Genomic DNA, 24,576 nt, shown 5'->3' with positions numbered 1-24,576 from the left:
CTTTTTTACGCCCGTGATCCGGCGCGGACAGGTACCCGGCGGCCTACGACAGCGCGCCGATGTGCCGCCGGCCCGGCCACGGCAGGCAGCGCAGCGCGCGGCCGGCGAACAGCCCGTTGAATACGCCGTACAAGGTGCAGACGGCCGTGGCAAACAGGGGGGCATCAGGCAGCGCCGGCTTGATGATGCAGACGACCGCCACCGTGTATTTCGTCGCGAACGTGGCCAGCATCAGCACCAGCGGCAGCCAGCTGCCGCGCAGCATGACGGTAGCGGTCGAGCTGCCTGCCGTGCGCTCAGGCTGCATGGGAACAGGCAAAGGCATCGGCACCGTGCAGTGCCAGGCCAGCATGGCCGCGGCCAGCGTGCCGGCCAGCCAGCCCGCCGCGGGCAGGCCCGCGAAGGCGAAACGGCCGGCCATGTCGTGCACCGACAGCGCCAGCAGTATCGCCGGGAGCACGAACACCTGGCGCAGCGGCACGACACGGTCGCGGCTGGCGGCGATGCCGCGCCAGACCAGGAACGCCAGCAGCAGCCAGACGTGGAAGGGGGTGTGGATAACGATCTGTTGCAGCATGGCCTGCTCCTCATGGACTGGATGGGTGGTCGATGAGGAGAGCATGCCCCGCTCCGTCTGTCCGGGCGAGGCATGTGCGACGAAAGCGCACCGCCAGGCCGCGAAACGGGCCTGGGGCGGTGCCAGATCAGAAGCCCGGCGGGCGCTCGCCGGCCACGCCGGCCAGCCGCTCGAGGGCCATGCCGGCGCGCGCCAGCGTGCCTTCGTCGAACAGGCCGCCGATCAGCGTGACGCCGTGCGGCACGCGCCGTGGCGGCGAGAACTTCGGTACCGGCCGAGAAGGGTGGGGTGCCCAGTCGCTGCGTGCCTCGCTGACCTGCACGAAACCGGTGCGCAAGGTCAGCGAAGGGTGGCCGGTATGGTTGGAAATCACCAGCATCTCGTCGCGCAGCGACGGCACCAGCAGCACGTCGATCTGCTTGAAGACGGTCGCCATGTGCTGCGCGACCATGCGGCGCATCCGGTCGGCCTGCACGAAATCGACGGCGGACAGGAAGCGTGCCTCGCGCAGCAGGTTCGGCCAGGCATCCGGGGTTTGCTCCGACAGCAGCTCCATCTTGCCGGAGAACGTCCATTCCTCGAATGCGGCGGCGGCTTCCGCGAACAGGATGGTGTTCAGCGACCCGTAGGGCCAGTCCGGCAGCGCCACCGGCACCGGTTTCATGCCGGCCTTGCGGGCCAGGTCCAGCGCGGCGCGGTCGATATCCGTGCCTTCCTTCATCCACTCGGGCAGGTAGCCGACGCGCAGGCCACGCACCGGCACGGCGGGATCGAAATCGAGTTTCGCCTGCACGCTGGCCACGTCGCCCGCGTCCGGCCCGGCGATTGCATCGAGCACCAGCATGGCATCCTCCACCGAGCGCGTCATCGGGCCCAGCTTGTCGAGCGACCAGCACAGCGTCATCGCGCCGGTGCGCGGCACGCGGCCGAATGTCGGGCGCAGGCCGGTCACGCCACAGCGCGTGCTGGGGCTGACGATCGAACCGCCCGTTTCGCTGCCGATCGTGAATGCCACCAGCGCCGCCGCCATCGCCGCGCCGGGGCCGGCGCTGGATCCCGATGCGCCTTCCTCGGGCAGCCACGGATTCATCGTCTGGCCGCCGAACCAGATGTCGTTCATCGCCAGCGCGCCCAGCGACAGCTTGGCCAGCAGTACGGCGCCCGCTTCGCGCAGGCGCGTGACAACGGTGGCGTCGGTAACGGGCGTGCGCTCCTTCAGCGGTTCGGCACCCCAGGTCGTGGCGATGCCGGCCGTATCCAATAAGTCCTTCACGCCGTAAGGAATGCCGTGCAGCGGTCCGCGGTAGCGGCCGGCGGCGATTTCCCGGTCGGCCGCGCGCGCCTGTTCCAGCGCCTGCTCCGGCAGCAGCGTGATGATGGCGCGCAGCCGCGGATCGAACTGGCGGCAGCGTGCCAGGTAGATCTGCGTGAGCCGCTCGGAGGTGAGCTTGCGCGCTTCGATCCAGCGCGACAGCTGCGCCACGCTGGCGTAGGCAATGTCGGCATCGCTGGCGGGCAGCGCCCCGGGGTCGGCAAAGCCGCGCACGAAGCGGGCGCGCGCCGGGCCGGCCTTCATTCCCGGCAGCAGCGGGTCGAAGCGCGACATCGGTACCACACTGTCGTCGATAGTCACCTTGTTCGGGCCGGTGCGGCGTTTCGCCAGTCCGGCCAGCGTGGTGGGCCAGACCTGCGCGGCCATCTGGCGCTGGGCCGGCGTCATCGTCACCTGCAGCAGCTTTTCCGCTTCCGCGAACGTGGCGGGCGACACCTGCGGCCCGGCTGGCGGCAGCGCGGCGAAGGTGGGCGGGGCGCCGGCGGTGCCGGGCGGTTCGGCCGCGGCGGCTGCCGTGGTGGCCGTAGTGGCGGTGGTGGCGGCCAGCAGGCCGAGCGGTGCATTGATCAGGAAGCGGCGGCGGTCGGTCATCTCATACTGAAGTTTAATTGGCGGGCTTGCTTTGCGAGTCTATCATCGGGGCGACAAGGATGCGCTTGTTGCCTTATAGTCCTGCTCTTGTTTTCTGTTCCAACATGAAGGAGTCCGCATGCCCACCCTGAACATCAACGGCACCGATACCGCGCTCGACGTGCCCGACGATATGCCCATCCTGTGGGCCTTGCGCGACGTGGCCGGCCTGACCGGCACCAAGTTCGGTTGCGGCGTGGCGCTGTGCGGCGCCTGCACCGTGCACCTGGACGGGCAGGCGATCCGCTCGTGCGTCACCCCCGTCTCGGCGGCCGCCGGCAAGAAGATCGTCACGATCGAGGCCATCGGCAACGACCCGGTCGGCGCCAAGGTGCAGGACGCCTGGCGCAAGATCGATGTGGTGCAATGCGGCTACTGCCAGTCCGGCCAGGTGATGGCTGCCACGGCGCTGCTGGCGGCCACGCCGAAGCCGAGCGATGCCGACATCGACAACGCCATGTCGGGCAACATCTGCCGCTGCGGCACCTATGGCCGCATCCGGACCGCGATCAAGATCGCGGCAGGTACCGTGGTCGTCAAGGCGGCAGTCAAATGAAGGGGGACGCGATGGGTACGATGCGTGAAAAAAAACCGGATGCTGGACCGGTCGAAAAACTGAGCGGCAGTGCCATCGGCCGCCGCCGCTTCCTGCGCGTGGGCGCCGCCGCCGGTGGCGGGCTGCTGGTCGGCTTCGTGCTGCCCGGCTGCAACCGCAAGGAGAGCGACCGCCAGGAAGCCCCGCCGGAAAAGGCCGTGGGGCATGCCGCCACGGCCGTCTCTGAGGTGGCGCCGGGGCTGGCGCCGAATGCGTTCATCCGCATCGACCGCGAGGGGCTCGTCACGCTGATCATGCACAAGGTCGAGATGGGGCAGGGTACCTACACGTCGATCCCGATGCTGATCGCCGAGGAGCTCGGCGTGGACCTGGCGAAGGTGAAGCTGGAACATGCGCCGGCCGACAACAACCTGTACAGCGACCCGCTGCTGGGCGGCCAGGTCACGGGCGGATCGACGTCGATCCGCGGCGCATGGAAGCCGCTGCGCGAAGCCGGCGCAGCCGCCCGCGCCGTGCTGGTGCAGGCCGCCGCGCAGACGTGGAACGTGGACCCCGGTACGCTGCGCGTGGCGAACGGCGCCGTGACGAACGGCGCCGGCAAGACGCTGCACTACGGCGAGCTGGTCGATGCCGCGGCAAAGCTCGATGCGCCGAAAGCGGTGGCACTGAAGGATCCCGGTTCGTACACGCTGATCGGCAAGAATCATGCACGGCTCGATTCGGCGCCGAAGGTCGATGGCAGCGCGCAGTTCGGCATCGACGTGAAGCTGCCGAACATGGGCATTGCCGCCGTGGCGGCCTGTCCCGTGATCGGCGGCAAGCTGATCGCATCGAACGACCCCAAGGCGCTGGCGATCCCCGGCGTGCGCGAAGTGCTGAAGATCGGCAGTGCGGTGGCCGTGGTGGCGACCAATATGTGGGCCGCGAAGCAGGGCCTGGCCGCGCTGGCGCCGCAATGGGATTTCGGCGCGAACGCGAACGTGAGCACGGCATCCATCGTGGCCGACATGATGGAAAAGTCGAAGGCTGCCGGCGCCGTGGCGGCCGACGAAGGCAACGCGTTGAAGGAGCTGGAAGGGGACGGCAAGGCGGGCCGCAAGATCGAAGCGGTCTACGAGGCGCCGTTCCTGGCGCACGCGACGATGGAACCGATGAACTGCGCGGTCGACCTGCGCGCCGATGGCTGCGACCTGTACTGCGGTACCCAGGTGCCCAGCCTGGCGCAGGGCGCCGCCGCCAAGCTGACCGGGCTGCCACTGGAAAAGGTCAAGGTGCACAACTTCTACCTGGGCGGCGGTTTCGGCCGACGCCTTGAAGTCGATTACGTCACGCAGGCGGTGGCGTTCGCCAAGGCGCAGGCCAAACCGGGTCCCGTGAAGTTCGTCTGGACCCGCGAGGAAGATATCCAGCACGACATGTACCGTCCCTATTACGTGGACCGCATTGCCGCCAGGCTGGACGACAAGGGCAGGCCGCAAGCCTGGTTCCACCGTGTAACCGGCTCCTCGATCATGGCGCGCTTTGCGCCGCCGGCCGTGAAGAACGGCGTCGATCCGGACGCCGTCGAGGGCGCGGCCGACCTGCAGTACACGATCCCCGCGCTGCGCGTCGAGTACCTGCGCCACGAACCGCCGGTGCCGACCGCCTTCTGGCGCGGCGTGGGCCCGACGCACAACGTGTTCGTGGTGGAAAGCTTCATCGACGAGCTGGCGCATGCCGCGAAGCAGGACCCGGTAGCGTACCGCCGCGCACTGCTCGACAAGTCGCCACGCCTGCTGGGCGTACTGAACCTGGCGGCGCTGAAGGCCGGCTGGGGCAAGCCGATGAAGCCGGTGGCCGGCCGCAAGGTGGGCCGCGGCGTGTCCGCCCAGTTCGCGTTCGGCAGCTACATGGTGCAGATCGCCGAAGTATCGGTCGGCCCGGAAGGCGACGTGACCGTGCACCGCGTGGTCTGCGCGCTCGACTGCGGCCAGCCGGTCAACCCGGACGGCATCGTGGCGCAGATGGAAGGCGGTATCGTCTTCGGCCTGACCGCCGCGCTGTGGGGCGAGATCACGCTGGACGGCGGCAAGGTGGTGCAGACCAACTTCGGCGACTACCGGATGATGCGCATGAACGAGGCGCCGAAGGTGGAGGTGCACATCGTCGCCAGCAAGGATGAACCGGGCGGCATTGGCGAACCGGGCACTTCGGGTATCGCGCCGGCGCTGTGCAACGCGATCTTCGCCGCCACGGGCCAGCGTATCCGCAAGCTGCCCGTGTCGGCCTCGCTGAAGAAGGCCTGATCAGGGACTGATGCCGGCCTGATCTACGCGACACGGCCGGCCGCAACAGCCTGCCGTGTCATTGTTGACACGGGCCGGTCTTCAGCAGCCGGTAGCGCGCCGCGCCCGGCATTCCTGGGAATCGATCATTGCCAGCAGGCTGTCCGGCCGTACCGGCTTGACGAGATAGGCATCGAAGCCGGCCGCCAGGGCGCCTTCCCGGTCCTGCGCCTGGCTGTAGCCCGACAGGGCGATGGCAAACAGGCGCGAGCCGCCCGCGCGCAGCCGGCGGATCACTTCGAGGCCGTCGTGGCCGGGCAGGCCGATATCGCAGATCAGCACGTCGAAGCCGCCTTGCTGTGCCAGCGCCAGGCCGGCGATGCCATCGTAGGCCGCCGTGACATCGTGCGCATCGAGCATCAGGAAGCCCTTCAGCGTATCGCATACGTCCACGTTATCCTCGATCAGCAGTACGCGGCATGCCTCGTGGGAAACGGTTGCCGACGCAGGTTCTGCCGCGGGCATCGGCCCGCCAGCCGGCATCTCCACCGTGAAGATGCTGCCGCAACCGGGACCGCCGCTATGGGCCTGGACGGTGCCGCCGTGCATGTGCACCAGGTTGCGCACCACGTTCAGCCCCACGCCCAGGCCGCCTTCGGAGCGGGCCAGCGAACGGGGCCCTTGCGTGAACAGGTCGAAGATATGGGGCAGCACGTCGGCGGCGATGCCGGTGCCGTTGTCGCTCACCGTCACCTGCACGCCGGCCGGGCCGGCGCCGGCTTCCAGGACCAGGTGGCCGCCATCCTGGGTGTATTTCGACGCATTGGCGAGCAGGTTTGAAAATACCTGCGTGAGACGGACACGGTCGCCGTTCAGCGTCAGCTCCGGCGCCGTCACCCGCACGTCGAGGCGCTGGCCGCGTTCGGTAACGCGCGGCTGCACGGTTTCGACGGCGCGTTCGATCACGTCCGCCAGCGCCACGGGCGCCGCGTCCAGCGTGATGCGGCCGCTGCTGATGCGCGCCGCGTCGAGCAGGTCGTCCAGCAGGCGGGCCATGTGTTCGGTCTGGCGGCTGATCACGCTGCGCAGCGCCACGAGTTCGGGCGACAGGTGCGGCATGCGTTCCAGCATGGCCGCCGCCATGCTGATCGGCGCGAGGGGATTGCGCAGTTCGTGCGCCAGCATCGCCAGGAATTCGTTCTGGCGCTGGTTGGCCGCTTCCGCCTCGTCCTGCAGCGTCTGCGCGGTGACGGTGGCCTGCACCAGGTGGCTGTTGGCCTCGCGCAGCAGGTTGTTTTCAAAGCGGGCCTGGCGCAGCGCAAGCCGCAGCTCGGCCACGTGCTGCGAATCGTTGTCCTGCGGCTGCTCCAGGTCCGCCATCATGCTAGCTTCCGTCGCGGTGCGCGGAAGGGTGGCCGGACAGCATGCCGTCGAAGCGCACCTTGGTGCTCTCGATCTCGATGCCGGCGTCGGTGATGCGGAAAGCCCGCAGCGCGCTGCTGTGCGAGCAGCCGCGCAGCTTGACGACCGAGATCACTTTCGTCAGCTCGCCCTCCATCTCGACATAGCGGGTGGCGATGATGCCGTCGGTCAGGAACGAGACCTCGGCATCGGAGAAGCGCAGCTCGGTGAAGCGGTCCTCGAGGCCCATCGTGACCAGCACGGTCACGCCGCGCTTGGCCAGGTGGGACAGGATGCGGAACACGGTCACGCGGAATTCGCGCCGGAATTCCGGCGCCAGGTACAGGAGGAACTCGGACAGCGAATCGATGACGACGCGCCGCGCGTCCGTTTCGTCGATGGCCATCAGCAGGTCCTGCAACAGCTCGTCGGCGGTCAGGTCGAGCGCGCGGCTCTCGACGATCCGCACGTGGCCACCCTGGATCATCTCGGCCAGCGCCGCATTGCGCAGGCGCGAGGTGCCTTTCTCGAAATAGCAGGCTACGCCTTTCTCACCCTGGCGCACACCCTCGGCGAGGAATTGCGTGCCGAGGATCGTCTTGCCCGAGCCCGACGGACCGGCGACCAGGATCGAGTGGCCTTGCGGGATGCCGCCGTGCAGCAGGACGTCCAGCGACGGCACGCCGCTGGAAATGCGGCGCGGGTCGCGGTCCACGGGCACGCCGGGCAGGCGGTCGGCCGCCAGCGACGGCAGCATGCGCGGGAAAATGCGCACGCCGTCGTCGCCGATGCGGAAGGTGTGCATGCCGGCCATGTGTGCCTGCCCGCGCATCTTGACGATGCGGATCTTGCGCACCGTCGAGTTGTCCTGCTGGGATTGCGACAGGGCCAGCACGCCGTCCGCCACCGTCATGATCGGATTGGCTTCGGCTTCCACGTGAACGTACTCGCCGATCAGGAACGTGGTGGCCTGCCAGCTGGTCATCCGCGTGCCCAGTTCCTGGATGAAGTGCTGCAGGTCGGCGATGCCTTCGCTGCCGTTCTGCGCCGTTTGCGCGACGGAACGGAACGAATCGACGAACACCAGGCTGGGCGAGAACGCCTCGACCTCGCGCATGATGCGTTCCAGCACGCCGGAAAAATCGCCGCTGCGCAGGTCCTCGGCCAGGTTGACGTAGCGGATCGCGCTGCCTACCTTGTCGAGCTCGAAGAAACCGTATTGCTGCTGGTAGCGCAGCATTTTCAGCGGCGGCTCGCCCAGCACCGTGAAGAACAGCGCGCGCCGGTCGGGCGTGGCCAGCGCGAACATCATCTGGTGTGCCAGCGTCGTCTTGCCGCTGCCGGGAGCCCCGGCGATCAGGTTGAACGAATACTCGCCCAGTCCGCCGCCGAGCAGGGTGTCCAGCCCCGGTACTCCGGTCTCCAGCAATCCCAGACTAACTTTGTCGCTCATTTACTTCTGCTCCCCTGCATTGTTTGGTGCCTGTACGCCGTTCCACGCGCTATCGATCAGCCTGGTTGTCAAACCTTCGCCGATCAGCTCGGTAAGCAAGCGCGTAAACGTGGTCAACAGGGCTTCGTTCGCCTGCGCCGCCTGCGCCGGCTCTGCCCTGGCAAGGTCTTCCGCCAGCGTCCGGAACAATGCGTCCAGTGTCTGCGACGACGGACCGTTGGTAAGCCAGCGATGCTGTGGTGCCAGCAGACGCCCGGTGCGTGCGTAGAGTGCGTTGAAGCCGCTCTCGCCGATCAGGGGGCTCAGGTGCAACGCCAGCGAGCGCCAGGGCAGCAGTTGCCGCTCTGCCGCATCCGCGCCGCCGGGCCGTGCCAGCATCGCGCGAATCAGTTGCGTGCGCTTGTCGTCTTTGTTATCCATGCATGCTGATCAGTGATTGGTACTTGGCGTGCGATATGTACTTGGTGTGCAATATGTATTGGCGTGCGATATCTACCCGCGGATTGAAGATGTGCCTGCCGCCGGTGGCCGCCATTATAGCTGCGCAAGGAAGAGTCGTCTGGCGGGGACGCTGATCGCAATGAAAACAGCCTGTTGCGAAAAGAATCCTCGCATTGTTGATTGAATAACGCAATTGAATTTGCCTTTCGGGCGGCGCCGAGCACGAAAATCCCCGCCGTGCTATCCTGCCCGGCTTCGTTTTTTCCGGCTGTTCCCCATGCAAGAAGCAACCCTTCCCGATTCACAGATTCCTTCCATCGTCGCCCCGCGTGGCGCCGGCATGGCCGAGCTGGCGCTCGCCATCGGCGGCCTGGCCATCGGCACCGGCGAATTCGCCTCGATGAGCATCCTGCCGCTGGTCGCGCAGGACCTCGGCACCACGCTGCCCGACATGGGCCACATGATCAGCGCCTATGCGCTGGGCGTGGTGGTCGGTGCGCCGCTGATCACGATCTTCATGGCGCGCATGCCGCGCCGGATGATGCTGATGTGCCTGATGCTGATGTACGCCGTCGGCAATATCCTCGGCGCGCTGGCGCCCACGCCGGGCCTGCTGATCCTGGCCCGCTTCGTGGCCGGCATTCCGCATGGCGCCTATTTCGGCGTGGCCGCGCTGGTGGCGGCGGCGCTGGTCACGCCCGACAAGCGCGCCCAGGCAGTGGGGCGTGTGATGCTGGGCCTGACGGTGGCCAACATCTTCGGCGTGCCGCTCGCCACGTGGCTGGGGCAGGTCATGGGCTGGCGTTCGGCGTTCGCGATCGTCGGTGCGCTGGCGCTGCTGACCGTGGCGATGGTGTTCGTCTTCCTGCCGTTCATCGCGGCCGGCAACGCCAGCATTCGCGGCGAGCTGGGCGTGTTCCGCCGGCTGCAGGTCTGGCTGACCCTGCTGATGGTGGCGATCGGCTTCGGCGGCATGTTCGCCATGTACACCTACGTGACGCCGACCTTGCAGCAACTCACGCACGCGTCGCCGCTGGAAATTTCCGTGCTGCTGGGTCTGATCGGGGTGGGCATGACGGTCGGCAGCCTGGTCGGCGGCTGGTTCGCCGACCGCAACCAGACGGCCACGATCTTCGGCGTGCTGGTCTGGGAAGCGCTGGTGCTGGCCGCGTTCGCGTACACCAGTTCGAACCTGTGGCTGGCCGGCCTGAACCTGTTCCTGATCGGCACCGGCATCGCCGTGGTGCCGGCCGTGCAGACGCGCCTGATGGACGTGGCCGGCGATGCGCAGACCGTCGCCGCGGCGCTGAACCACTCGGCGTTCAACATCGCCAACGCGCTGGGCGCCTGGGCCGGCGGCGTGACGATCGCTGCCGGGTATGGCCTGGCATCCACGTCGCTGGTCGGCGCACTGCTGCCGCTGGGCGGCATTGCCGTGCTGGCGGTGTCGCTGGCGGTGGAACGCAACAGTACGGCCCGCGCCGCAGTGACCGCCGCCTGATTTCCCACCTGTGCAACGGCCGGCCGGGCTGCGAGCTATACTCGTGGCCCGATATGGATCATTGCTGCAATGACGGAAGAACTCGATGACGATCGGCTGAGCAACGAGCTCGGCCTGGCGGAGCGCGGCGTCGCGCTGATGAAACTGGAGGGCAGGGTATTCCTGCGCTTCGACGGCACGGCCGATGCGGCCGACTTGCGCGTACCGTATGCGCTGGTGCCGGCGCAGGGCGTGCTGGCCAAGCCGTCGAAATGGCGCAAGCTCGATGCCGACGCGCGTGCCGCGCTGATCCGCGAACGCTCGACCGACCGGGCACTGCGCGAACTGCATGACAGCGTGGAGGCCTTTGTCGAAGAACTGGCCGGCGAATGCGAGGAATTCGGCCTGGCGCCGATGGATTTCCTGCATTCGCTGGCCGATGTGCAGACGTCCGAACCGGCCACGGTCGTGTTCGACCGTATCCGCCAGCGCCTGGGCCACGCGGTGGAGCGGCAGCGCGAGGAGCAGCATGCCGAGCGCACCCGCCAGAGCATCAACCTGGCCGAATATCCCGCTTCGTTCGAGGTGGCACGGCGGCTGCCGCGCAAGTTCGTCGCGCTGCTGGGCCCCACCAATTCCGGCAAGACCCACAAGGCGATGGAAGCGCTGGCCAAGGCCGCCAGCGGCGTGTACCTGGCGCCGCTGCGGCTGCTGGCGCTGGAAAACTACGAACGCCTGCTGGAGGTAAGCCGCCACGGCAAGCCGCTGGCGGTCAGCCTGGTCACGGGCGAGGAGCGCAGGATCGCAGAGGATGCCACCCACGTCGCCAGCACGGTCGAGATGCTCGATACGCGCACGCCGGTCGACGTGGCGGTGATCGACGAAATCCAGATGCTGGCGGACCGCGACCGTGGCGCCGCCTGGACGGCCGCCGTGTGCGGCGCGCCGGCCCGTACCGTGTACCTGGTGGGCGCGCCGGAAGCGCGCCGCGCGGTCGAGGCGCTGGCCGAACGGCTCGAATGCCCGATCGAGGTGCACGTCATGAAGCGCAAGGGGCCGCTGTCGATGGAGCCCGGGCCGGTGCGCAGGGTGAAGAACCTGCGGCCGGGCGATGCGTTGATCGCCTTCTCGCGGCGCGACGTGCTGATGTGGCGCGACATGGTGGCCGAGATGGGCCATTTGGTGGCCACCGTGTACGGCAACCTGTCGCCCGAGGTGCGGCGTGCGCAGGCGCAGCGCTTCCGCGACGGCGAAGCCGACATCGTGGTCGGCACCGATGCGATCGCGATGGGCCTGAACATGCCGATCCAGCGTATCGTGATGACGTCCACGGTGAAGTTCAACGGCGTCGAGGAAGAGGAAATCCCGGCGCCGCTGGCACGCCAGATCGCCGGCCGGGCGGGGCGCTACGGCATCCACGAGGAAGGCCTGGTGGCCGGCTACGACGCCGACAGTCACGAAGTGATGCGCTCGCTGCTGAAGGAAAAGCCGGTGCCGCTCAATACCAGCGGCTTCGCGGTGGCGCCCACGCTGGAACACCTGCACCGCATCGCCGCCGTCACGCAGGAGACCTCGCTGGCCAAGCTGCTGAAGCGCTTCATCCACAACATCGATGTGCCGGACGGGTTCTTCTACCCGCGCATCACCGAAGACCAGATGGAGCGCGCGCAATGGCTGGACACGCTGCCGCTGTCGGTGGCCGACAAGTTCGCATTGTCGCTGGTGCCCGTGTCGACCAAGGTACTCGCGCTGCAGCGCGCTTGGGAGCACTGGTGCGTGGCACTGTCGAAGAAGCGCATCACGCGGCTGCAGGCGGACGATCACCAGCTGCATTACATGACGCTGCAGGAAGTCGAGGATACCTGCCGCCTCTACTCCGCATATGCCTGGCTGGGCTACCGCCTGCCGGACTATTTCCCGGACATCGAGCTGGCGCTGGAGCTGTCGCGCGCGGCATCCGAACGGGTCGATTCGATGCTGCAGGACCAGAACACCTCGTCACGGCGCCGGCATCACCGGCGGCGCTGACCCCAAAACCGGTGACAGACACCAGTTTCCGGGAAATCTTTCAAATAAACCGGTGTCTGTCACCGGTTGTCGGAAGCAGTGACGAAGCTGGTAATTGGTAACGTTTTCATCCACAATTGCCGGCACCTTCATTTCCGACAGGATCGCGATGCCGCCCACTTCCTCCCGCCTGGATATCGTCGACGCCCTGCGCGGCTTCGCCATCGTGTCGATCATGCTGCTGCATAACCTCGAGCATTTCGACCTCTATCACAAGCCGGCCGGGCAGCCGGCCTGGCTGGCGGCGCTGGACCAGAACATCTGGGACGGCATGTTCTTCCTGTTTGCCGGCAAGTCCTACCTGATCTTCGCACTGCTGTTCGGCGTCACCTTCCACCTGCAGGATGCCCGGCGGGCGGCGGCGGGCGAGGACTTCCGGCCGCGCTTCGCCTGGCGCATGCTGTTGCTGCTGGGTTTCGGCATGCTCAATTCGCTGTTCTACCAGGGCGACATCCTGTCGTTCTACGCCGTCATGTCGTTCACGCTGCTGCCGGTGGCGCGCCTGGGCAGCCGCGCCGTGCTGGCGATCGCGGCGCTGCTGATGCTGCAACCGTACTTGTGGGTCCATGTCCTGCAGGCGCTGCCCCAGCCGGATGCAAAACTGCCGGACCCGGCATCGTGGGCGTACTTTGCCCGCACCACCGAGTACATGACGGGAGGCACGATGCTGCAGACGTACCTGGGCAACGTCACCACCGGCAAGACGGCGGCCGTGCTGTGGAGCTGGGAGAATGGCCGCTTCTTCCAGATCCCGGCGCTCTTCATGCTCGGCATGCTGGCGGGCCGCGCCGGCATGTTCGCGCTGTCCGACACCAATCGTGCGATGTGGCGCAGGCTGCTGGTGGTGGCCGTGGTGTGCTTCGCGGTCCTGTACGCCGCGACGGCGGGACTCGATGCCGCCGTGACGGGGCAGGCGCTGCGGCGGCCGCTGCTGGTGATCGTCAAGTCCTGGTCGAACTTCGCGCTGATGGGCGTGATCGTTGCGGGGTTCACGCTGCTGTACCAGCGCGGCACGCTGGCACGGCTACTGAACGTGTTCGCGCCGCTCGGCCGCATGAGCCTGACCAGTTACGTCAGCCAGTCGGTGGTGGGCACCGCGCTGTATTACAGCTTCGGCCTCGGCCTGTACCAGTACACCGGTGCCACCGCCTGCCTGCTGATCGGCGCGGTGCTGGCGCTGCTGCAGGGACTGTTCTCGGCCTGGTGGCTGAAGCGCCACAAGCAAGGGCCGCTGGAAGCGCTGTGGCACCGTGCCACGTGGGCCGGTGTCACGAATCCCGGGTTGGGTCGTCCAGCCAGCTGAGCCGGCCGTTGCCCGCCTCGTTGAGGCGCGCCACGAGTGCCCCGGCGGCATCGTCGGGCAGGCTGAAATGAAAGGCCACGTCATTGCCGTGTGATACGTCCAGCAGCGCCGCGCCGGCGGCCTCCAGTTCGCGCCGCAGCATGCCTTCCAGTGCATACGGCACCGCGCAGCGCAGCTCGCGCGACTTGACGATGGCGATGCGCTCGGCCTTCAGCAACGCCTGCGCCACGCCGTCCGTGTAGGCACGCACGAGGCCGCCCGCGCCCAGTTTGACGCCGCCGAAGTAGCGCACCACGGTGGCCAGCACGCCCTCCAGGTCCTGGTGGCGCAGCACGTCGAGCATCGGCCGCCCCGCTGTGCCGCTGGGCTCGCCATCGTCGACCGCGGCCGACTGGCCGCCGGCCAGCAATGCCCAGCAGACGTGGGCGGCACCGGGATGCTCGGCCTTCAGGCGCGCCACGACGGCTTGCGCGGCGGCGCGGTCGGTCATCGGCTGCACGCAGGCGATAAAGCGGCTTTTCTTGATCAGCAGTTCGGCAAAGCAGGGGGCGGCGAGGGTGTTCGGCATCGGTGCGGGAAGAAGCGTGGGCCGCTGATTGTAACCGGCGGCCCGGCCGTGCCGGAAGGCGGCCTTGCCGTCAGGCGTAGCTGCGCAGGCGCGTCGCGAAGTCGCGCAGCATGCCGATGCCGGAAAGCTCGGCGCGCTCGCACCACTGGCGCAGGTGCGCCAGCAGTTCCTCCGGTGCCGCATGCTGGCGCTGCCACAGGTCGGCCAGGTCGGCACGCAACTGCTGCATCGTCAGCAGGGCGCCCCGGTGGCGCAGGAACAGCGCCAGCGCGTCGGCCTGCTCGCCTGTCACAAGGCCGGGATCGCGGCGCAGCAGCCGGTCGACCTGGGCAAGGAAGGGCTTGTCGAACATGACGTCGTGCACCTGTTTCGCATCCTGCCGGAAGGCGCGCCGCAGCATGCGGGCATAACGGGCCATCACTTCATGCCGGTTGGCGATCACCGCGTGCAGTGTGTGCAGGTCCGCCTCCGGCTTGGGCGCGGCGCGGCGCGGCCGTGGCGCCACGCGCGTCACGCGGGCCAGCCCGCATGCCTGCAGCAGGCGGATGTACAGCCAGCCCACGTCGAACTCGAACCAGCGCGAGGAAAGGCGGGCGGACGTCGGGTAAGTATGGTGGTTGTTGTGCAGTTCCTCGCCGCCGATCAGCAAGCCCAGCGGTCCAATATTCGTGGCGGCATGCGGGCCGTCATAGTTGCGGTAGCCCCACCAGTGGCCCAGGCCATTGATGACGCCGGCCGCCGTAACGGGAATCCACAGCATCTGTACCGCCCACACGGTCAGGCCGATGACGCCGAACAGCACCACGTCGAGCACCAGCATCACGCCCACCCCCTGCCAGACGAAGCGCGAATACACGTGCCGCTCAACCCAGTCGTCCGGCGTGCCGGTGCCGTATTGCACCACGGTGACGGGATTGGCCGCTTCGGTCCGGTAGAGTTCCGAACCCCGCAGCAGTACGGTGCCGATGCCAAATACCGCCGGGCTGTGCGGGTCGCCATCGGCTTCGCAGCGGGCATGGTGCTTGCGGTGCACGGCCACCCATTCGCGCGTCACCATGCCGGTAGTCAGCCACAGCCAGAAGCGGAAGACATGGCTGGCGATCGGATGCAGCGTGAGCGCCCGGTGCGCCTGGCAGCGGTGCAGGTAGATGGTAACGGCGGCGATCGTGACGTGCGTGACTGCCAGGGTCCAGGCAACGATAGCCCAGCCGTTCCATTCGAGCAGACCATGGGACAGGAAATCCAGAAACTGGGGGAGTAGCTGAGACAGAAACTGAGCGGGAAGGGCATCCATGCTGGTTTCTCCATGGCGGCGGACGAATCCAGCATAGTCGCTTTCGGCGGAGCCGTCGATGCGTGCACAGCATTCGGTACGGTGGACCGGCCTGCAGAAAAAAAGCCGGGCTGCGCAGCGCAGACCGGCTCTACCGCGGGCCGCGATGGCCCGCGATGGGATCAGGCGCGTGCCGGCTGGCGCCTGCGCAGCGCAGCCAGGCCGACCAGGCCGACGCCCAGCATCAGGTATGTCGACGGTTCGGGCACGGCCAGCACCTGGATCGTGCCACCCTGAAGCGTGGTGGTAATGTCGAACTGGCCGCTGTCGAGCAGCAGCGTGTCGAAGAACGAGATGTTGGCGTTGCCCGTGCCGATGGCCTGGAACAGGATCGTGCCCAGGCTGCCGCTGCCCGACACGCCGGGAACGGCGCCCACCAGCGAGCCGAACGCATAGGAAACGGTGCCGGCCGTATTGTCGGGAAGGCCGCCGTTGCCGAACGTGGCACCGAGGAAGTCGCCCTGGTCTGCAGCGATGACCTGGAGCACGGTCGGGTCGAACTGCAGCGAGAACTGGTAGCTGAACAGGTCGGTGACATCGGTCAGCTGCACATCCAGTTCGAAGGTCTGGCCAACGGTTACCGGGTTCGCCGCCGCCACGGGCGTCAGCGTTGCCGCACAGGCCTGGACGCTCGCCACGCTCAGCAATGCAGCGCCCAGGTATTTCTTCCATCCACTCATCTTGTTTCTCCTTCTGCCGGGTGGGCAATAGTCGGTATCGGATCGCCGGTATGCGATCGATTTTCCGTTCGATGTTCGTTCGATGCTTGTTCGATACTCATTCGATCATCGTTTGATGATCAACTAACGATCAATCGCGAGCCCGGCCGGGGTGGCCCGGCCGGGCGGCGCCGGCATGGTGCGGAGTGCGGCACCAGGCGAGCTGGACAGCGGTCAGTTGCAGGACGTGCCCTGCGGCACGAGTCGGGCCACGTAAGTCACGTCGCGCACGTTGATGACGCCATCCGCGACGACGTCGGCACGTGCATCGAAGCCGGCCTGGCCGGCGCGCGTGCCGATCGCGGCGCGGATGACACCCAGGTCCGTACAGTCTACGACGCCGTCGGCGTTGACGTCGCCCGACAGGTCGATCTTGAAATTCACGTTCGACACGTCGAAGAACACGTTGCCGATCGCCTCGACCTTGATGCGTGCGGCCGTGGTGGCCACGGCCGGCAGCGTGACCGACGCGCTGCCGTCGTTCGGCGTGCTGGCGGCCAGCGTGTGCGGCCAGGTCTTGCCGCCATCCGTCGACAGCGAGATCTTCACATCGTCGACGCCGACCGGTGCGGCGTTGGTGTTGGCCACGTTCCAGGTCACGGTTTGGGTGGAACCGGCCGGCAGCGTGGTTGCCGCGTTGGGCGAGGTCACCAGGAACGGGCCGGCACCGTGCGCGAGCACCAGCCGCGTGTCGGCGCTGCTGACGCCGCCCAGGCCGTCGCGCGCGGTCAGCCGGAAGTTCAGCGCCGGCGGGGTGGCGTTTTCGCGATAGCCCACGTAGTCCGCCGTCGGCAGGAACTCGGCGTAGCAGTCGATGTTGGCGGCGGTCGGCGTGGCCGGCGGCGTCGGGCAGGCGCCGCTTTCCGCATTGGTATTGTTCGCCAGGATCTGGTCGATGTCGGGGAATACGCGGGTCGGATCGGTCGTCACGTGGTTTTCGCCGGGCGATTCGTACTTGATCGTGTCGGCGCTGGTGACGATGGCGCGCTTGCCGAACTGGCTGAACAGCGGGCCGTCGGTCTTCGCGTTCGACACCAGGGCGGTGCCGTCGGAGCCGCCGCGGTCGTTCTGTTCCCACAGGTACGTGACCGTGTCGCCGTCCGCATCGGTGGCGCTGCCGGTCAGCGCGAACGGTGTACGCACCGGGATCGTGTAGCCGGCCGGCGCGGTGACCAGCGGCGCACTGTTGCCGCTCGACGATACGGTGCCACCGCGCCTGGTCAGGCCGCCGACCGCGACTTCGCCGGTGAATCCGGACACGCCGCTGGAGAAGTTCGCCAGTTCCAGCTGCGCCACATTGGTGCCGGCCAGCGTGCCGCCGAACGTCACGTTGAAACCATTGTTGGTCACGCTGCTGGCGGTGGCCGTGGCGCCTGCCGGCCAGCCGGCGATGGCCTGGATCGCCGTGCGGATGCCGGCTGCCGTGTAGTTGGTGCCGCGCACGATCGGTGCCGACAGGTTGCCGTTCCAGCGGATCCGGAACTGCTGGCCGTTCGTCGTGAAGTTGCGCAGCGCGGCCGTCTGCACTTCATTGATCGCGGTTTCGGCCCCCGATGTGTAGGCGACGACCTCGTCGAAGCTGCGTTGCGACCAATACGGATCGCTGTGCGGCTGGACGTTGTCCGATACGCCACAAATGCCCGCGTAGGCCATGATCGACGTGCCGCTGCCGGGTTCCACCGAGGTTTCGGGATTGCGGTTGCCGCCGGCGCAACTGCGGTTGACGCCGTTGAACGTGTGGTTGCCGGAGAACTGGTGGCCGATTTCATGGGCCACATAGTCGACCGCGAACACGTCGCCCACCGGCGTGGGAACACCGGTGCAACCCTGCGCCTTCGCGCTGCCGCCGACCACGCCCAGGCTGGCGATGCCGCCGCCATCCAGGCCGAAGCCGATGTGGCCGATGTCGAAACTGCTGGCACCGACCAGCAGGCCGGTGACGATGCGGTTGCGCGACAGCGTGCTGCTGCTGCAGCCTTCGGCTTGCGATGGCGTATAGCAGGCGGCTCCGCCGCACGGGCCGTTGGCGCCGGTCATCTGCGCGGCGGTGTCCAGGTTCAGGGCATCCGTGCCGTCGATCAGCACCAGGCGGATCGAGGTCTCGTCTTCGTAGATCTGCGTGACGCGGTTGATCAGCGTGACCTTGGCCGCCGTCACGTTGGCGGAGCCGCCGAAGTAGCTGGCATACGTGGGGTCGGTGACCAGGGCCAGCCGATAGGTACGCAACTGGTTGCCTACGGTGGCGCTGGCGGCAGCGGCGGCGTCCACCACGTGGTACGACGCGGTGGTGGTGGCGCGGCCGTCGCTGGCGACGACTTCGAAGGCACCGGTGCCGCGTGCCTGCAGCGTCAGCGACACGACGCCGTTGCTGTCCGCCGTGGCGACGGCGCTCTGCAGCGCCGCCGTGTCGCCGTCGGCGCGCACGGTCACGTTGACGCTGGCGCCCGGCGCGAAGTTCATGCCGCGCACTTCCAGGCTGTCGCCATCCTTGTAGAAGCCGCGCGACAGCGTCAGCTGTGCTTCGCCCAGCGCGGCTTCCACCAGCGGACCGTGCTGGTTGGTCAGGTCGCGGCCGTGGTAGCTGGCGTACAGGCTGTCGTCGAGGTGGTAGTACGGGTCGACGTACCAGCCGCCGTTCGGCGAGCGCACGGAGGCGTGCAGGCCCAGTTTGGTGATATCCATCCGCAGCGTGGCGGACGGATCGTCGATGCCCTTGCCGCGGTAGGTCTTGATGTCGGGATGTTTTGCCGCCAGGCCCGCCTCCATGATCGGCGATTCGACCAGCGCGAAGCGCTGGTAGCCGCCGTCCGGATGCGGCAGCGAAATCGTCAGCGTATCGGGCACTTCGCCGAGACCGCGCTCGAGCGGTGCGCCGGCCGTCAGACCCTTCATGCCGTTGCTGTCCAGCGTCGCCGCGTGGAAGCGCTTCAGCTTCAGCGCGGGTTTCCTGGTCGCGCCGCCGACGGTCAGGGACGCGGCGGGTGTGGCGACGCTCTGCCAATGCGGCGCTGCACGCTGGAGGGACACTGCCGGAGTGGACGCCTTTGCAGCCTGCGCGATCGGCGCAGCGGCTGTGAAGGCGAGGGCGATACAGAGAGCCAGGGAGGATTTCACGCCCGGCACGGTGCGCATCTGCTGCAACCCGCCGTGGTACGACGGGGTCGACGGCTTGATTCTCATGCAATGTCCTTTCGCGACATGGTTTGCTCTACTCGGTGGTCTTGTTGTGCTGCCTCTCTGTGTTGCCTCTGTTTTCGGATCCCCTTGCATCCGCCGTCTGCGGCGGCGGTCGTTCTATCGTCCGATATATATAAGACAATTGAACTCGACCATACTATTGCCGGCTTGTTACATAACTCAAGCATAATTTTCCGGGTCGTTGTAAAGAGCATGAAAACCGTGTCAACCCATCGCCGGCGGGATATCGGGAAAGATCTTTGTTGTCCGACATGGCCGGCATACCGTATAAACAAATGCGCTCTGCGGTAAGCCGCCATGGCGATATACAATTGCCGGCTTATTTCATGTGCCGCAGATGCGGCGATCCCGACCGGCAATCGTCTTGAGCAGCGTCCACCCTTTCAGCGGCAACGGTCCGCGCATCGACCTGGTCCGCGGCCGTCAGCTCGTCAGCGCTGCCGGGCTTGCCGCGTTGATCGCCGGTGACACGGCTGACGCGGCTGACGGGCGTTGGCGCCTGCTCGAAGCGGGCTGTGGCGCATCGCAGCCGTTCGCGGCCTCGCATATTCCCGGCGCGGCTTATCTCGACACCAGTGCGGTCGAAGGCGGGCCGTTGTGGAACAAGGTGCCGGACGACGCATTGCTGTGCGTGCTCCTCGCACATGGCATCCGCCACGATACGACCGTGATCCTCTACGGCCGCAACAACCTGGCCGCGGCGCGCGTGGCGCACCTGCTGCTGTATGCCGGCGTTGCCGACGTGCGGCTGCTCGATGGCGGATTCGCCGCCTGGCAGTCGGGCGGGCATCCGTGCGAAAGCGGTCCAGGCCGGCCTGTCGATCCGGTGACCGATTTCGGCGCGTCATGTCCGGCGCACCCCGAATACCTGGTCGACATGGTCGAGGCGAGCACCTTGCTGGCACGGCCAGATGCGGCGCTGGTCAGTATCCGCAGCGAGGCGGAATTCCTCGGCAAAGTGTCGGGATACAGCTATATCGCCGCGCGCGGCGACATTCCCGGCGCGCTATGGGGCAGGGCGGGCGCCGATGGCGACGTCAACAGCATGAGTGCTTACCAGCACGCCGATGGCACGATGCGGCCGGCCGGCGAGATCGCGGCGATGTGGCAACTTGGCGGCATCACGGCCAACCGGCGCATCGCGTTCTACTGCGGCACCGGATGGCGCGCGTCGATGGCGTTCTTTTATGCCTGGCTGATGGGGTGGGACGATATTGCCGTGTTCGATGGCGGGTGGCTGGAGTGGAGCAGCGATGCCAACGCATGGCCGGAATGTGCGGTGAGCAGGAGGTGACATTTATCGCCAATTCACCCGTCCATGACGAACAACAACGCCAACTCGAAAGTTGGCGTCGTCAATCTTCTGTACCTACCCGGGCTGCGGTTTGCCTTCGATGCGGAAACGCCTGAAGAATCGGAATCCTCGCGTCACGCCACGCGGATCGGAAACAAAGGGAACGGCAAATTTCTGCTCGGGGAAAAGGACCAGTCTCCACACTGTGCCCCCAAAGAAGCGAAACGTCAGTGCATTCGGTGGCTGCAGGCTCAGGTCGGAAAATGACCCGGTGGAATACATCGCACCCAGCACGGCCGCATCGGCCAATATCATATCGGCGCTGAACATATAGATGCGCAGCATGTCTTCGAACCGAATGTCATCGGTAAAAAAGGCGATGCGACAGCCTTTCCATTCAACGGCCGCTTCCAGCACCGCTCCGGTGACGATCAGCCCGGTGGGCTTTCCGTCCATAAGCAATTCAGAGGAGGCAAGCTTTGACTCCGAATTGGGTGACGCCAGCCGTGATGCGAATCCAGCGTGCGGAATTAATCTCACGAGCCTGCCTCACCAGACGAAGCCAGCGCCGAAAGCAGCCAGGGCGCCTCCGACAAAAGCACCGATTGTGACACACACAGGCGCACCAGGACCGCAGGCCAATCCGGCAAGAGCGCCTGCAGCGATGCTTCCGCCGATTCCCGGAGCAACTTCATGATGTATCGCGAATGCGTGATATACGACCAGCAAAGCTGGTAAGCCGGCTGGCCGTTTCTACATTCTTCTTTTAGTTGCCAATTGCAACGGGGAACAAGGGAAGGTCATGCCTTTGTTGCTATTCCGGCTTCTCTTTCTTGTCAGCAGAATCGAAGGCGCCTGATCCGTTCAGCCACAAAGCATAGCGTTCACGAACGCGAGGAAGGTACTGCTCGGCTTCGTCGTACCTTTCAAGCAGCGTCTTGAGCGCCAGTTCGTTCGTGTTTGCCGTTTCCAGCAGCAGTTTGCGTTGATGGAGCTGCAGCACACGTTCAAGAGCCATGATGGAAATGCTCTCAGCAATCTCCTGCGGTCGGCCATTATCTTCGATCAGGCAATCAGCCAGCCCTTTCGCTGCGAAATGCAGCCGGGCGGCATCGATTGGATGCGTATCATCGATATCTTCTGGATCGACCGGTGCCCAGGGTGATCGAAGGTCTACGCGATCCAGGCAAGAAAAGGCTTGTAAGACAAATTGTGCTTGCAACAAGTCTGCGGCGAATACATAGGGGCTTTCTTCTGCACCTTCACGTGCGATATCAAAGAAGCCGCTGAGGAATCGATTCGCGACGCGAACGCCCCAGAAATCGGCGGCAAATTCAGCGCCATGATTCACCAGGACGGGTTCGTTTTGAGATTCCTCAACTTCGAACTGGCGCTCATGCGCATGGCCTAGCTCATGTCCAAGGATTGCAGAAATAGCACCGACTGCAAAGACTTCTGCAGTACGGCCTTCAAGAATACCCCCACTTGGGCAGGGAAGACCCGCAAATATGCCGAATAGTGCCGACTCTTTTTCGGTGATGCCAACTGCAGACAGCTGTTGGAAAAAAACGTTGCCCGACTTCACGAATTCGATGAGGGCACCCTTGCTCACCGCAATGACATACTGGTTCGCGGCACGCGGACAAATCCATGCATTGAGTTGGTCGGTATCCCAAATCGCATAGTCAATTTCGTAGTATGGGAAGAGTTTTTCAAGAAGCGGAATGACCTCTTCAAGTGCGTTTTTACTCCAAGTGAAATAAGGATCGCCAGTGACCGCCGTCGGGCAAACAAACTTGGGCGAGCCGTCGGCAAACACGAGCGGATTTTGCGTTAACCTGAGGAAGCTGTCGTTCAATGCGTGATGCATAACGTCTCCTGGCGGGCTGAGTAAAGTTACTTTACACCGATATGCTCGGTTCAGAGATAAATTGTCATGGCTCGCCGAAATATGATCACAAGCAGGTGCAGTAAGAATTGTCGAGCTTCTCACGACTTAGGCGTCCGTGGCGCCGCCACGTGCTGGCCGGAAGCGTTTCGCGGGGACGTCTTCCGAAGATCAGAGAGGACCAAAAAAACAAAAAGCCCACGCACCGAAATGCGTGGGCTTCCTGAGAAATCTTGGTAGGCCGTGCGGGATTCGAACCTGCGACCAACGGATTAAAAGTCCGCTGCTCTACCAGCTGAGCTAACGACCCAAGGTAAAACCAGTACAACACATCAACAACATCGAGCAACGAAGCTCAACAGCATCTGCAAGTGGTAGGCCGTGCGGGATTCGAACCTGCGACCAACGGATTAAAAGTCCGCTGCTCTACCAGCTGAGCTAACGACCCCCTGCAAACTACGATGCTGCTGCTTCTTTCCTGCTTCTTTCGAGTGGTAGGCCGTGCGGGATTCGAACCTGCGACCAACGGATTAAAAGTCCGCTGCTCTACCAGCTGAGCTAACGACCCTCCGAAAGAAGCGGGATTATAGGATGGCCCGGCCGTTCCTGTCAAATGCTTAGGAGCATCGAATTATGCAGCGAACGTATGTCCCGGACGGCAGGCCAGCCTGGTGCTTACTTGCCGCCCAGGCGTTCCTTGGCGGTGCGGGCGGCGGCCGTGTTCGGATAAGCCTTGATCAGCTCGTTCAGCGTCTTCTTGGCGTTGTTGACGGCCTTCAGCTCGGTCTGGCAGGCGGCCACGGTCAGCAGGGCGTCGGGCGCTTTCGGATTGTCCGGGAAGTTCTTCACGAAGGCCTGCTGTGCGGTGATCGCGGCCTTGCAGTCGCGCTGCAGGTACAGGGCGCTGCCGAGCCAGTACTGGACGTTGGCGGCATACGCCGAGCCGGGATAGCGCTTGCCGAAGTTCTGCAGCGACGTGGTCGCGGCTTCGTAATTGCCTTCCTTGAACTGCTGCATGGCGGCGTCGTAGGCATTCTGCTCGGACTGGTCGACCGAGGCCGTCTGGCCGTCGATCTCGACCTCGCGTGGCTCCAGCGCGCGCAGGCGCTTGTCCATGTCGGCATACAGGTCCTTCTGGCGCTTGGACGCCACTTCGATCTCGTTCTGCAGCACTTCGACCTGGCCGCGCAGGCGGGCGATTTCCTGCATCGTCTGGTCGTGCTGGGCGATCAGGTCCAGCGTCGACGTCTTGTCCGCCTTGGTGTCGAAACGGCTGTTGACGTCCTTCGTCAGCGCTTCCAGCTTGGCGCGCAGGTCGAGGATCGCGCGGCGCGCTTCGTCGTCATCGAAGACGCCGGCGGAGGCATGCAGGGACAGCGTGGCAACGGCCAGCGCAACGGCCGTCTTGGCGAATTTGATCATGTTCTAAACGCTTTCAATGAAAAAAACGGGGCAGGGCGCAGTATAACCCTGCGCGCTGCCCCGTTACGGGTGTGCGGACCCGCGCTGCGGGAATTACTTGTAGACGATGTCGGCGCGGCGGTTCTGTGCCCACGCTTCTTCGTTGCTGCCGGTTGCCTTCGGCTTTTCCTTGCCCAGCGAAACGGCTTCGATCTGGCCATCGGCCACGCCCAGCGCGACCATCGAGCGCTTCACGGCCTCGGCACGCTTCTGGCCCAGGGCCAGGTTGTATTCGGCGCCGCCGCGTTCGTCGGTGTTGCCCTGGATCAGGATGTTGCGGTTGGTGTTCTTCGTCAGGTAGCCGGAGTGGTTCGTGACCACGGCCTTGCCATCTTCACGCACTGCGTAGCTGTCGAAGTCGAAGTACACGCTGCGCTGTGCCAGCACGCCTTGTGGATCGTCCAGCGGGTCGATCGACTTGGTTTCGACCGGTGCCACGGCACGGGTGTCCTGCGCTGCCGCTGGCGCTTCGGCCGGCTTGCTTTCCACTACCGGTGCCGGCTCGGAAACCTTGACGGGGCTCGAGCAAGCTGCCAGCAGGGCCGCGCTGCTGATGATGAAGGCGATGCTTTTTACGTTACGCATGTTGATTTCTCCTGGTCATTGTGAA

At 65.7% G+C, this 24,576-nt stretch carries 19 protein-coding genes and 3 tRNA genes; 6 read left to right on the top strand and 16 right to left on the bottom strand.

The window, feature by feature from the left end:
- Positions 1-43: 43 nt before the first annotated feature.
- Positions 44-622, bottom strand: coding sequence for a DUF6622 family protein (locus FHS02_RS24865; RefSeq protein WP_137316752.1), 579 nt, complete (start codon positions 620-622; stop codon positions 44-46).
- Between the two features lie 82 nt (positions 623-704).
- Complete coding sequence (locus FHS02_RS24860; protein WP_137316753.1) at positions 705-2,501, bottom strand: amidase; 1,797 nt, start codon at positions 2,499-2,501, stop codon at positions 705-707.
- 118 nt (positions 2,502-2,619) lie between these two features.
- On the opposite strand from FHS02_RS24860, the gene FHS02_RS24855 reads away from it, so the two are divergent.
- Both FHS02_RS24855 and FHS02_RS24850 read left to right on the top strand, forming a co-directional pair.
- Positions 2,620-3,096, top strand: a complete 477-nt coding sequence (locus FHS02_RS24855) for a (2Fe-2S)-binding protein (RefSeq protein ID WP_137316754.1) — start codon at positions 2,620-2,622, stop codon at positions 3,094-3,096.
- Between the two features lie 20 nt (positions 3,097-3,116).
- Positions 3,117-5,381 carry a xanthine dehydrogenase family protein molybdopterin-binding subunit gene (locus tag FHS02_RS24850; RefSeq protein ID WP_137316755.1) on the top strand — a complete coding sequence of 755 codons (2,265 nt, stop codon included), beginning with the start codon at positions 3,117-3,119 and terminating at the stop codon, positions 5,379-5,381.
- Between the two features lie 81 nt (positions 5,382-5,462).
- On the opposite strand, the gene FHS02_RS24845 is transcribed toward FHS02_RS24850, so the two are convergent.
- From FHS02_RS24845 to FHS02_RS24835, 3 genes are read right to left on the bottom strand one after another with little or no spacing between them, the layout of a single operon-like run.
- Positions 5,463-6,743, bottom strand: coding sequence for a hybrid sensor histidine kinase/response regulator (locus tag FHS02_RS24845; protein ID WP_137316756.1), 1,281 nt, complete (start codon positions 6,741-6,743; stop codon positions 5,463-5,465).
- A gap of 1 nt (position 6,744) precedes the next feature.
- On the bottom strand, positions 6,745-8,214 hold the full coding sequence (locus FHS02_RS24840; RefSeq protein ID WP_137316757.1) for an ATPase domain-containing protein: 1,470 nt from the start codon (positions 8,212-8,214) through the stop codon (positions 6,745-6,747).
- On the bottom strand, positions 8,215-8,634 hold the full coding sequence (locus FHS02_RS24835; protein WP_137316758.1) for a hypothetical protein: 420 nt from the start codon (positions 8,632-8,634) through the stop codon (positions 8,215-8,217).
- 298 nt (positions 8,635-8,932) lie between these two features.
- Between FHS02_RS24835 and FHS02_RS24830 the strand changes: the two genes are divergently transcribed.
- From FHS02_RS24830 to FHS02_RS24820, 3 genes are all read left to right on the top strand, one after another.
- The gene (locus FHS02_RS24830; RefSeq protein ID WP_137316759.1) at positions 8,933-10,156 is read left to right on the top strand and encodes an MFS transporter; all 1,224 of its coding nucleotides are present in this window, start codon (positions 8,933-8,935) and stop codon (positions 10,154-10,156) included.
- A 69-nt stretch (positions 10,157-10,225) separates the two neighbouring features.
- Complete coding sequence (locus tag FHS02_RS24825) at positions 10,226-12,163, top strand: helicase-related protein (protein ID WP_137316760.1); 1,938 nt, start codon at positions 10,226-10,228, stop codon at positions 12,161-12,163.
- Positions 12,164-12,311: 148 nt separating this feature from the next.
- The gene (locus FHS02_RS24820; protein WP_137316761.1) at positions 12,312-13,505 is read left to right on the top strand and encodes a DUF418 domain-containing protein; all 1,194 of its coding nucleotides are present in this window, start codon (positions 12,312-12,314) and stop codon (positions 13,503-13,505) included.
- On the opposite strand, the gene FHS02_RS24815 is transcribed toward FHS02_RS24820, so the two are convergent.
- The 4 genes from FHS02_RS24815 to FHS02_RS24800 all read right to left on the bottom strand — a co-directional run bounded on the left by FHS02_RS24815 (position 13,471) and on the right by FHS02_RS24800 (position 19,305).
- On the bottom strand, positions 13,471-14,073 hold the full coding sequence (locus FHS02_RS24815) for an IMPACT family protein (protein ID WP_137316762.1): 603 nt from the start codon (positions 14,071-14,073) through the stop codon (positions 13,471-13,473). The genes FHS02_RS24820 and FHS02_RS24815 overlap by 35 nt on opposite strands.
- Before the next feature lie 70 nt (positions 14,074-14,143).
- Complete coding sequence (locus FHS02_RS24810; protein WP_137316763.1) at positions 14,144-15,367, bottom strand: DesA family fatty acid desaturase; 1,224 nt, start codon at positions 15,365-15,367, stop codon at positions 14,144-14,146.
- A gap of 161 nt (positions 15,368-15,528) precedes the next feature.
- Positions 15,529-16,086 (bottom strand): cohesin domain-containing protein, encoded by a 558-nt coding sequence (locus FHS02_RS24805; RefSeq protein ID WP_137316764.1) that lies wholly within the window; start codon positions 16,084-16,086, stop codon positions 15,529-15,531.
- A gap of 213 nt (positions 16,087-16,299) precedes the next feature.
- Positions 16,300-19,305, bottom strand: coding sequence for a reprolysin-like metallopeptidase (locus tag FHS02_RS24800; RefSeq protein ID WP_229422409.1), 3,006 nt, complete (start codon positions 19,303-19,305; stop codon positions 16,300-16,302).
- A gap of 382 nt (positions 19,306-19,687) precedes the next feature.
- On the opposite strand from FHS02_RS24800, the gene FHS02_RS24795 reads away from it, so the two are divergent.
- Positions 19,688-20,617: a sulfurtransferase gene (locus tag FHS02_RS24795; RefSeq protein WP_229422410.1), complete on the top strand. Its 930-nt coding sequence runs from the start codon at positions 19,688-19,690 to the stop codon at positions 20,615-20,617.
- Between the two features lie 75 nt (positions 20,618-20,692).
- On the opposite strand, the gene FHS02_RS24790 is transcribed toward FHS02_RS24795, so the two are convergent.
- The 7 genes from FHS02_RS24790 to pal all read right to left on the bottom strand — a co-directional run bounded on the left by FHS02_RS24790 (position 20,693) and on the right by pal (position 24,551).
- On the bottom strand, positions 20,693-21,073 hold the full coding sequence (locus FHS02_RS24790; RefSeq protein WP_137316766.1) for a hypothetical protein: 381 nt from the start codon (positions 21,071-21,073) through the stop codon (positions 20,693-20,695).
- A 358-nt stretch (positions 21,074-21,431) separates the two neighbouring features.
- A complete protein-coding gene (locus tag FHS02_RS24785; protein WP_137316768.1) occupies positions 21,432-22,487 on the bottom strand; it encodes a M48 family metalloprotease in 1,056 nt (351 codons plus the stop codon).
- Positions 22,488-22,739: 252 nt separating this feature from the next.
- Positions 22,740-22,815 (bottom strand) — tRNA-Lys (locus FHS02_RS24780).
- Between the two features lie 62 nt (positions 22,816-22,877).
- Positions 22,878-22,953: transfer RNA gene (locus tag FHS02_RS24775), tRNA-Lys, on the bottom strand.
- A 44-nt stretch (positions 22,954-22,997) separates the two neighbouring features.
- Positions 22,998-23,073: transfer RNA gene (locus FHS02_RS24770), tRNA-Lys, on the bottom strand.
- 107 nt (positions 23,074-23,180) lie between these two features.
- Positions 23,181-23,927 carry a tol-pal system protein YbgF gene (gene ybgF, locus FHS02_RS24765; protein ID WP_137316769.1) on the bottom strand — a complete coding sequence of 249 codons (747 nt, stop codon included), beginning with the start codon at positions 23,925-23,927 and terminating at the stop codon, positions 23,181-23,183.
- A 93-nt stretch (positions 23,928-24,020) separates the two neighbouring features.
- Positions 24,021-24,551 (bottom strand): peptidoglycan-associated lipoprotein Pal, encoded by a 531-nt coding sequence (gene pal / locus FHS02_RS24760; protein ID WP_137316770.1) that lies wholly within the window; start codon positions 24,549-24,551, stop codon positions 24,021-24,023.
- Positions 24,552-24,576: the final 25 nt, after the last annotated feature.

The sequence above is a fragment of the Pseudoduganella umbonata genome, assembly GCF_014192225.1.
Lineage (GTDB): Bacteria > Pseudomonadota > Gammaproteobacteria > Burkholderiales > Burkholderiaceae_D > Rugamonas > Rugamonas umbonata.
The sequence above is the reverse complement of the archived record's forward strand: the minus strand, read 5'-3'. Positions and strand labels throughout refer to the sequence as shown.

What these genes read in the sequence shown, in the direction of transcription:
- FHS02_RS24825 (WP_137316760.1), top strand. Translation starts at nt 10,226, where the DNA reads ATGACGGAAGAACTCGATGACGATCGGCTGAGCAACGAGCTCGGCCTG.
- FHS02_RS24810 (WP_137316763.1), bottom strand. Translation starts at nt 15,367, where the DNA reads ATGGATGCCCTTCCCGCTCAGTTTCTGTCTCAGCTACTCCCCCAGTTT.
- FHS02_RS24860 (WP_137316753.1), bottom strand. Translation starts at nt 2,501, where the DNA reads ATGACCGACCGCCGCCGCTTCCTGATCAATGCACCGCTCGGCCTGCTG.
- FHS02_RS24815 (WP_137316762.1), bottom strand. Translation starts at nt 14,073, where the DNA reads ATGCCGAACACCCTCGCCGCCCCCTGCTTTGCCGAACTGCTGATCAAG.
- FHS02_RS24790 (WP_137316766.1), bottom strand. Translation starts at nt 21,073, where the DNA reads ATGGACGGAAAGCCCACCGGGCTGATCGTCACCGGAGCGGTGCTGGAA.
- FHS02_RS24800 (WP_229422409.1), bottom strand. Translation starts at nt 19,305, where the DNA reads ATGAGAATCAAGCCGTCGACCCCGTCGTACCACGGCGGGTTGCAGCAG.
- FHS02_RS24845 (WP_137316756.1), bottom strand. Translation starts at nt 6,743, where the DNA reads ATGATGGCGGACCTGGAGCAGCCGCAGGACAACGATTCGCAGCACGTG.
- FHS02_RS24805 (WP_137316764.1), bottom strand. Translation starts at nt 16,086, where the DNA reads ATGAGTGGATGGAAGAAATACCTGGGCGCTGCATTGCTGAGCGTGGCG.
- FHS02_RS24855 (WP_137316754.1), top strand. Translation starts at nt 2,620, where the DNA reads ATGCCCACCCTGAACATCAACGGCACCGATACCGCGCTCGACGTGCCC.
- FHS02_RS24840 (WP_137316757.1), bottom strand. Translation starts at nt 8,214, where the DNA reads ATGAGCGACAAAGTTAGTCTGGGATTGCTGGAGACCGGAGTACCGGGG.
- FHS02_RS24835 (WP_137316758.1), bottom strand. Translation starts at nt 8,634, where the DNA reads ATGGATAACAAAGACGACAAGCGCACGCAACTGATTCGCGCGATGCTG.
- ybgF (WP_137316769.1), bottom strand. Translation starts at nt 23,927, where the DNA reads ATGATCAAATTCGCCAAGACGGCCGTTGCGCTGGCCGTTGCCACGCTG.
- FHS02_RS24865 (WP_137316752.1), bottom strand. Translation starts at nt 622, where the DNA reads ATGCTCTCCTCATCGACCACCCATCCAGTCCATGAGGAGCAGGCCATG.
- FHS02_RS24785 (WP_137316768.1), bottom strand. Translation starts at nt 22,487, where the DNA reads ATGCATCACGCATTGAACGACAGCTTCCTCAGGTTAACGCAAAATCCG.
- FHS02_RS24830 (WP_137316759.1), top strand. Translation starts at nt 8,933, where the DNA reads ATGCAAGAAGCAACCCTTCCCGATTCACAGATTCCTTCCATCGTCGCC.
- FHS02_RS24820 (WP_137316761.1), top strand. Translation starts at nt 12,312, where the DNA reads ATGCCGCCCACTTCCTCCCGCCTGGATATCGTCGACGCCCTGCGCGGC.
- FHS02_RS24850 (WP_137316755.1), top strand. Translation starts at nt 3,117, where the DNA reads ATGCGTGAAAAAAAACCGGATGCTGGACCGGTCGAAAAACTGAGCGGC.
- pal (WP_137316770.1), bottom strand. Translation starts at nt 24,551, where the DNA reads ATGCGTAACGTAAAAAGCATCGCCTTCATCATCAGCAGCGCGGCCCTG.